An 8466-nucleotide genomic window follows, 5' to 3' on the forward strand; every position below is an offset into this window, starting at 1 on the left:
TCAAACAGAAAGTGAAAGCTTTACACTAAAATTTCACGTTTCCCATTTGCTCCTTGCTCGCTCACAATGCCTTGCTCTTGCATCTGATCGACAATACGTGCCGCACGGTTATAGCCCAAGCTAAATTTGCGCTGTAAAGATGAGGTCGACACTTTACGTGTTTCCAAAACAAATGCTACACACTGATCATACAACACATCACGGTCTGGACTGCCTTCACCATCTTCAAAACCACGTGAAGATGGTTCTTCATCAAATGGCGTCAAGATTTCATCGACATAGTCAGGATCGCCACGCTCACGCCACGCATCACAAATACGGTTGACTTCATCATCCGAAATAAATGCGCCATGCACACGTTCTGGCTCAATTTTACCCGGCCCTAAAAATAGCATATCACCATGACCAAGCAGGTCTTCTGCACCGCCCGCATCCAAGATAGTACGTGAGTCAATTTTCGAGTTCACACGCAAAGCTACACGGGTTGGAATGTTGGCTTTAATTAGACCTGTGATCACATCCACCGATGGACGCTGAGTTGCTAAGAGTAAGTGAATCCCTGCTGCACGTGATTTTTGTGCCAAACGGGTAATCATTTCTTCCGCTTTCTTGCCCACTTGCATGATCATGTCTGCAAACTCATCTGCCACAATCACAATAGATGGCAATGGTGTTAAACGCGGTGCACGTTCTTGCGTTGCTGAATCTCCCGGCTTCCAAGTTGGATCAATTAAATCTTCACCATTGGCAATAGATTCTTCAACCTTACGGTTATAGTCGCTTAATTTACGAATTTTCAGGAAAGACATTAGCTTATAACGACGTTCCATTTCATTGACACACCAATTTAAAGCGCTGACGGCATCTTTCATATCAGTCACTACAGGCGTCAATAAGTGTGGAATATCGTTATAGTTGGCGAGTTCCAATTGTTTCGGGTCAATCAAAATTAAGCGTAATTGATCAGGCTTGTATTTCAGCAACATCGACAAAATCATCGAGTTCACTGCCACTGATTTACCTGAACCCGTTGTCCCTGCTACGAGCATGTGTGGTGCTTTGCCCAATTCAGTAATCACAGGATTGCCTGAAATGTCTTTCCCCATCGCCATAGATAAAATGCCGTTTGGATCTTCAAAAGCAGGCGTTTGTAATAACTCAATCAAACGTACCATTTCACGTGAACTATTCGGTACTTCAATGCCAATATACGGTTTGCCTGGAATCACTTCGACCACACGTACCGATGCCATCGACATTGAACGCGCCAAGTCACGAGAAATATTGGTTACTTTTGAAGCTTTGACCCCAGGTGCCAAATCCAGCTCAAAACGGGTCACGACAGGACCAGGCTGTGCTTCAACCACTTTGGCTTTGACATTAAATTCCTGTAATTTAATTTCCAGCAATTCCGACAAGCGCGATAATTGTTCTGCGGTGAAGTTCACTTTTTTGTTTGGATCGACTTTATCAAGCAAATCCAAACCCGGTAATGGCGATAAATCACGACGTTTTTCTGCAACCTGCATGGCGCGTGACATCGGACGACCATGTGCATCGGTCAGCGGCGCATCAAAATCAAAGTCATCTTCGTCTAGTGGTTTGCCTGCGGTTTCCTGCCAAGCTTCGATAAATGCTTCTTTGGATAACGCCACTTTTTCTGCTTGTTCAGCCTGTGTAGCAGTCGCTGCGTTTGCCATCACTGCGGCAGTGGCTGCCGTCTGAATAGGTGCCTGAACAAAAGCAGAACTTTGTGCATAGCTACTGGTACTACGCGCTACAGGCGCTTGATCTTGAAATGCATCTTGCTGTAACTCATCACCCAAAAGATCATCCACCAACAAGTCATCTAAACTGTCTAAATCATGCTGCAAATGGCGCTCTTGGCGTACAGCATGATTTTGCGTATTCGAAGCACTTGACGATGGCGGGTTAAAATCTGACTCAAATCTGCTGAGATCATCGTTAAAATTGTGAGCCGTAGGATTCGAGTGCGGATGCACTGTTTCTTGCTGGGTCACAGACTCATCTAAAGTATCCATTGCCCCGCTGTTTTGGAATGGGCTGTGTAAATCACTTGCAGCTTTGCCTTGCGGAACTGCTGCGAGCAATTCATCAAAAATTTGATCATCATCCCAATCTAACGAAGATTTTGCAGTGGCTTGAGATGCCGTAGATGCAGGACGCACTTCATCAAAAGGATTCGATTGTAGATGTGGCTCTGGTTCTTCAGAAGCACGTAATAATGCATGAATGTCTTGGTTATGCTGACTGTCGGTATTTTCTTGTAAAGCACGCCATACTTCGCCTGTCGCAACAATACGCTGGCTGTCTTGTTCTAAGCGATGCGCCTTTTCGATGGTTTTTTCTAACTCAACATCATCAATTTCATCTTGCACCAATAGCTGTTGCTGCGCCTGTTGCTCTTCTTCTTCACGTTGCTGCATGTGATTAAACATACGCTCTGCCGCAGGATGTGGCGCAGTTGTTTCAGCTTCTTTCGCCTGTGCAACCACGGGTTCACTTGCTGCTTCTAAATCAGTTGATGCCACTTCAACAGCAACCACAGGTGCAGCAGCGACAACGGTCTTTTTCACCTGTGGTGTAGAACGGTCAAAGTCAGATTCTGCTTCAGGTACATTGCGATAGAACAAATCTTGCAGATAAGCAGGTGTAGCTTTTAAAGTTGCCCACGTTCTGTTCCACTTCACCCCAAATGCGAGGGTAAATAAGAAAATCCAAAAGACGACTAAAAAAAGTGTTGCTCCATAAATGGTTAAAATTTGCGATAAACTTTTCCCAAGTTCAAAACCAATGATGCCGCCTGAGGCATTGTCTAACGTATCGGCAGGTACTTGCCAAAATAAATACAGCAAACTTGCTGTTGCCAATAAAATGAAGAATTGTGCAGCATAACGAAATGGTCGGTTTAAAAAACTACGTGGCCACCAGACTTGTAAGGCTTCAATAAAAAAATAAGCAGGAAGAAGCAGACTCGCCCAACCTAAAAAGCCAAACAGTAAATCGGCAATCCACGCACCTGCGATTCCACTCGCATTTGAAACCTGTTGGGTGTCACTGGAAATGTGCATCCAACCTGGGTCAAATGGAGTATAGGTCACCGTTGCAAGGAACAGATATATTCCAAAAGAGACCAAAAATAATGTCGCTATTAAGCGATGTGCATAAGCACCCGACACCGCAGTCATATATTGTCCTGTCGCCAATTCTTCATCAATGTTTTTTGTTTGTTCGATGGTCTTAAAAAGCCACCTGATTCGGAGCGTCTGTATTTCATTTAGCTGTGTCATTTAAGTTGCATTTCACGATGCAAGCTTCACCACACAGCAAGCTATAAATTATAACAGACCTTCTATTATGCATGTGTTGCCTAGAAAAAGATGCAAGATTATTGAAGTGTGTTGTTAACTTTTTCTATATAGCTCAAATCGATTTACATGATCAGTAATATCAACTTTAATCACACAGCAAACTCATCCTGTTTCACGTATAATTCCATAAATTTCTAAATAAAAAAAGGATGCTGTGCATGAGCGCTCGTCACTCACGTTTAATTATTTTAGGTTCAGGCCCTGCAGGTTATAGTGCTGCAGTATATGCTGCACGTGCCAACTTAAAACCGACTTTAATTGCAGGCTTACAATTGGGTGGTCAACTCACCACAACTACGGAAGTTGATAACTGGCCAGGTGATCCTGAAGGTTTAACAGGCCCAGCGTTAATGGAACGTATGCAAGCTCATGCGGAACGCTTTGGCACAGAAATCGTGTATGACCATATCAATGAAGTAAACCTGAATGTGCGCCCATTTGTACTGAAAGGTGATATGGAAGAATTTACCTGTGATGCTTTAATCATTTGCACAGGTGCGACTGCACAATATTTAGGTTTAGAATCTGAAGCAGCATTTATGGGTCAAGGCGTAAGTGCTTGTGCTACCTGTGATGGTTTCTTCTACAAAAACCAAAAAGTGATGGTCGTTGGTGGTGGTAACACGGCTGTTGAAGAAGCATTATACCTGTCTAACATTGCATCACACGTGACATTGGTGCATCGTCGTGATTCACTTCGCTCTGAAAAAATCTTGCAAGATCATTTATTTGCCAAAGAAAAAGAAGGCAAAATCAGTATTCTTTGGAATAACCAAGTTGATGAAGTCTTGGGCGACAACACAGGCGTAACTTCAGTACGTTTAAAATCAACCACTGATGGCTCTACTCAAATTGTTGATGTGTCTGGCTTATTCATTGCGATTGGTCACAAACCGAATACAGGCATGTTCGAAGGTCAATTGAACTTGCGTGATGGTTATATCCAAGTACAAAGCGGCACTTCAGGCAATGCGACTCAAACTTCTGTGGCTGGCGTATTTGCTGCAGGTGATGTGGCCGATTCAATTTATCGCCAAGCGATTACTTCTGCAGGTTCAGGTTGTATGGCAGCTTTGGATGCAGAAAAATATTTAGATGCACTTGGTGAATAATTTAGTGACCAAGTTTAAAGACCGCTCTCCTTGAGCGGTTTTTTTATCACGGCATTTTTAGGTATGATGAAATCAAGTTCATCGTAAAACTTCATACGGCAATTGATATGCACACGCTCCCGGCTTCACAATTCATTTTCCCCGATCCCATTGAAGTTGATCCTGAGGGTGAAGGCTTGATTTGTGTAGGTGCAGACCTTTCCCCTTCAACCTTATATGAAGCCTATACACATGGCTTATTTCCATGGTTTTCAGAAGGTGATCCTATTTGTTGGTGGAGTCCTGAGCCACGTTGCGTAATTATTCCGCAACATTATCAGCCGAGTAAGTCTTTAATCCGCAACATGAAAAAAATAGATTATCGCATTACTATCAATCATGCCTTTGAACAAGTGATTCGCAATTGTGCCTTGCCCCGTAGCTACGCCAATGATACTTGGATTTCTGAAGAGATCATTCAAGGTTATTGTCAGCTTTTTGCAGCAGGTTATGGCTATAGTTTAGAAGTTTGGGAGCAAGATAGTTTGGTCGGTGGTTTATATGGAGTCAGTATTGGCAAAGGCTGTTTTGGCGAGTCCATGTTTAGCCATCGTACCGATGTCTCCAAAATGGCATTTTATAGTTTGATGCTGCTCGGACAAGAACAACAATTGCCTTGGATTGACTGCCAATTGGTCAATGACCATTTAATCAGTCTCGGAGCATGTACACTTTCTCGCCAAGACTATCTTAAATCGTTACAAGATGTTGTAAAACAACCTGCAATCAATTGGAAAAAATATCAGGACAGTGTATTTTCAAGTAAAACAATAGCGCAGTATGCGCGCCTACTTGAATGACAATAACAGAGAGGGATCTTGACAATGAATTCATATCACCCAAAATCCCTGCTAAATGATTTGCAGTATTACATTACTCCGCCGCATGATTGCAGCTATTTACCTGAAAAATCTGCGCGGATGGTTTTTTTAGATCCTGCACATAAAATTGATGTGCTGACTTTGTCTGAACTCTCTCGGGTCGGTTTTCGTCGCAGTGGCGATTTTGTCTATCGTCCTGAATGCCATTTGTGCCGCCAATGCCTTTCTTCACGTATTCCTGTCGCTGAATTTAAAATGAACAGCACGCAAAAGAAAGCTTGGAAACGCAATCACGATTTACAGATCAAAATCACCAAGCCACAAGATGCAGGTGATTTGCATTATGCGCTGTATGAACGCTATATCAATGAACGACATGCCGATGGCGATATGTTCCCTGCCAGCCGTGACCAATTTGAAAAATTCCTAATCCACAGTTGTACCAGCAGCTTCTTTTTAGAGGTTTGGCAAGATGATCGCTTAATTGCAGTATCGACCTGTGATTATTTAGATGATGGTATTTCTGCGGTCTATACCTTTTTTGACCCAGACGAAAGTCGTCGCTCACTCGGAACATTTGCGGTATTAAAACAAATTGAACAGGCACAGCATTTGGGACTGCAATATGTTTACTTAGGTTATTGGGTACCACATTCCAATAAAATGAACTATAAATCGCAATATGTGCCCCTTGAGCTACTGCTTGATGGTCAATGGCGACGCATTAACCGCAGCCTAAATACCGATGAGGTGCAGCAATTGGGAAACTCCTTAATGACCACGCTGCCCTTAGGCTGGAATAACTCCATCATCAAATAAAAATGTAATGATGCAATACTGATTTTTGCATCGATCAGATTCACTTAAACAAACTGGCAAAATCATCGCTACAAGATTTCACCATAATAATGGCATGCTCCCGTGTGCCATCCGTTTTAGGATAATAATTTTTACGTAAATCAATTTGATGAAAACCTGACTTTTCATACAGGGCTATCGCAGCTAAATTACTTTCACGTACTTCTAAAAAAATCTGCACAGGTTGGTTTTTCAAACCTGCAATAGAATGTTCTAGCAGTTGATAACCTAAACCTTTGCCTTGCTGACTTGGATGCACCGCCATCAACAACAAATTTGCTTCATCCAACACAGGTTGCAAAATACAAAAACCCACCACTCTCCCTGCATGTTCAATCACGGTACTGTGATAACTCTCTACCGCTTCGGCAAATTGTTTGGCACTCCACGGATGACTTTGTACCAAATTTTCAATCGCAACCACATCGGCGACATCATGGGCTTGCATTAAACGAATCATAAGAAATGATCTTGTGCTGTTCTAAGATGTAGGCATTATAGATTTCACGACAAAAAAATCGAGCAAAAAAAAAAGGCAACTTACGTTGCCTGACCAAAAGGAAAAGTTTAAAAGCCTAATTTAGCTTTCCAAGTATTTAATAATGTTGTGGTATCAAAATCGTTAGGATGAAAATTCGGTTTGAAATAGAACAACATTTCTTTGCCCATGCCTGTAATAATCCCTTTAGATGGACTATAGGCATAACGATAAATCATGCGTAAATTTTCCAAATTCAACTGCTTGTCTTGTTTTAGTAAACGCCACAAAAAATAGTTTTGTACAAAAAATAAAGTCAGCATCGAAATAACCAAAGAACTTGTACGTAGTGCATAGACTTTCAGACCTTTGCCAAACACACCTTCAAATACATCATACGCAACAGCTTTATGTTCGTTTTCTTCAATCGCATGCCACAACCACATAGTTTTCATGGTGTCATCGGTCATCAATTCTTGAATATGTGAATTGGTCAATAATTGTGAGGCAATCGTAGCTGTGAAATGTTCTAGCGCAGTGGTCGCAGTTAAATCTACCATTTTCTGTGTAATGCCAATCGGTTTAGCCAACTTTGCCATAAATTTGCGTGTAGTTTGAATCACAGTATCTGTATAACAATCCAAAGTATCAACATCATGCCCAAATTTCTGTGCAGAGGCATTAAAACCGACATGCTCATGCGTGTGCATGGCTTCTTGTCCAATAAATGCACTGATTTCTTTCTGTAAATCTGCATTGTCTTTCAGCATTGGGTGATAACGCACAGCACGCACACTGTCTATAAAGAACTTCTCACCTGCGGGAAATAACGCAGATAATGCAGTCATAAAATGCGTTAGACCTGCATTACCATTCATCCAATATTCAGGTACAGCATCAAAGTTGAAATTCATTCGACGGACAGGAAAACTCGCCCCTGCACGTTCACTAATACTCACTTTAGCATTCATGTTGCTCACTCCTGAGGTTACAACAATGAAGTCATTCATTTCCTGTAACCCGCTATATTTTTTATTTTTCGGTATGAGTTCATATTACGGTTTTCTGTGCGGTATTTAAGTGCAGTTAAGGACAGTGAGTTGTCAGTTCAGGACATGAGGAATAAAAAATAATGATAAGTGAAATTATTTTTTGTGACGCAAGAGTAAAAAATAGACAATGAAATTATTTTTACGACGCAAGAGTAAAAAAATAGACGATGATTTTTTATGACGTAAGAGCAAGAATAATTAGACAGCAAAATTATTTTTATGATGTAAGAGAAAAAAAGGCAACTAAACCGCAGCAAAAGAATGTTCATAAAATGGTTTTAGATTGATTCAAGGTTTAAAGAACAGCTATTTCATCCATCAATACAGTAGGACAAGCTTTCATCCACCTGGAAACTAGCACACAAAATACAGCCATAAAAAAAGCGCCCCAAATGGAGCGCTTTTTCACACTATAAAGTGATTATGCTGTTACTTTAGCAACAACACCAGCACCTACAGTACGACCACCTTCACGGATCGCAAAACGTAGACCTGGGTCCATTGCGATTGGGTGGATTAATTCTACTGACATTTCAACGTTGTCACCTGGCATTACCATTTCAACGCCTTCTTTCAACTGGATTGCACCAGTTACGTCAGTTGTACGGAAATAGAATTGTGGACGGTAACCGTTAAGGAATGGAGTGTGACGACCACCCTCTTCTTTAGAAAGTACGTATACTTCCGCATCGAATTTAGTGTGTGGCTTGATTG

6 protein-coding genes and 1 pseudogene are annotated in these 8466 nt (G+C 41.6%); 3 read left to right on the top strand and 4 right to left on the bottom strand.

Annotated features, from left to right (window positions below; genetic code table 11):
* Nucleotides 1–20: 20 nt before the first annotated feature.
* A complete protein-coding gene (locus E0H79_RS11895) occupies nt 21–3209 on the bottom strand; it encodes a DNA translocase FtsK (protein WP_104853253.1) in 3189 nt (1062 codons plus the stop codon).
* A gap of 341 nt (nt 3210–3550) precedes the next feature.
* Between E0H79_RS11895 and trxB the strand changes: the two genes are divergently transcribed.
* The 3 genes from trxB (at nt 3551) to E0H79_RS11910 (ending at nt 6183) form a co-directional block, all read left to right on the top strand.
* Nucleotides 3551–4504: a thioredoxin-disulfide reductase gene (trxB, locus tag E0H79_RS11900; protein ID WP_004975288.1), complete on the top strand. Its 954-nt coding sequence runs from the start codon at nt 3551–3553 to the stop codon at nt 4502–4504.
* 107 nt (nt 4505–4611) lie between these two features.
* Nucleotides 4612–5343, top strand: coding sequence for a leucyl/phenylalanyl-tRNA--protein transferase (aat, locus tag E0H79_RS11905; protein WP_131261723.1), 732 nt, complete (start codon nt 4612–4614; stop codon nt 5341–5343).
* Between the two features lie 24 nt (nt 5344–5367).
* Nucleotides 5368–6183: an arginyltransferase gene (locus E0H79_RS11910; RefSeq protein WP_131261724.1), complete on the top strand. Its 816-nt coding sequence runs from the start codon at nt 5368–5370 to the stop codon at nt 6181–6183.
* A gap of 40 nt (nt 6184–6223) precedes the next feature.
* Here E0H79_RS11910 and rimI read toward each other — a convergent pair whose 3' ends face one another.
* The 3 genes and pseudogenes from rimI to E0H79_RS11925 form a co-directional block, all read right to left on the bottom strand.
* Entirely contained in the window at nt 6224–6682 is a 459-nt protein-coding gene (rimI, locus tag E0H79_RS11915) for a ribosomal protein S18-alanine N-acetyltransferase (protein ID WP_004975283.1), read from the bottom strand.
* A 107-nt stretch (nt 6683–6789) separates the two neighbouring features.
* A complete protein-coding gene (locus E0H79_RS11920; protein WP_131261725.1) occupies nt 6790–7671 on the bottom strand; it encodes a metal-dependent hydrolase in 882 nt (293 codons plus the stop codon).
* Between the two features lie 502 nt (nt 7672–8173).
* Nucleotides 8174–8466, bottom strand: a pseudogene (locus E0H79_RS11925) (elongation factor Tu); the annotation flags it as partial.

The organism is Acinetobacter sp. ANC 5045 (assembly GCF_004331005.1).
GTDB lineage: Bacteria > Pseudomonadota > Gammaproteobacteria > Pseudomonadales > Moraxellaceae > Acinetobacter > Acinetobacter towneri.

Bases quoted from the DNA above. Each gene is read 5' to 3' on its own strand.
- E0H79_RS11895 (WP_104853253.1), bottom strand. From the start codon at position 3,209: ATGACTGCGGTGTCGGGTGCTTATGCACATCGCTTAATAGCGACATTA.
- trxB (WP_004975288.1), top strand. From the start codon at position 3,551: ATGAGCGCTCGTCACTCACGTTTAATTATTTTAGGTTCAGGCCCTGCA.
- aat (WP_131261723.1), top strand. From the start codon at position 4,612: ATGCACACGCTCCCGGCTTCACAATTCATTTTCCCCGATCCCATTGAA.
- E0H79_RS11910 (WP_131261724.1), top strand. From the start codon at position 5,368: ATGAATTCATATCACCCAAAATCCCTGCTAAATGATTTGCAGTATTAC.
- rimI (WP_004975283.1), bottom strand. From the start codon at position 6,682: ATGATTCGTTTAATGCAAGCCCATGATGTCGCCGATGTGGTTGCGATT.
- E0H79_RS11920 (WP_131261725.1), bottom strand. From the start codon at position 7,671: ATGAATGCTAAAGTGAGTATTAGTGAACGTGCAGGGGCGAGTTTTCCT.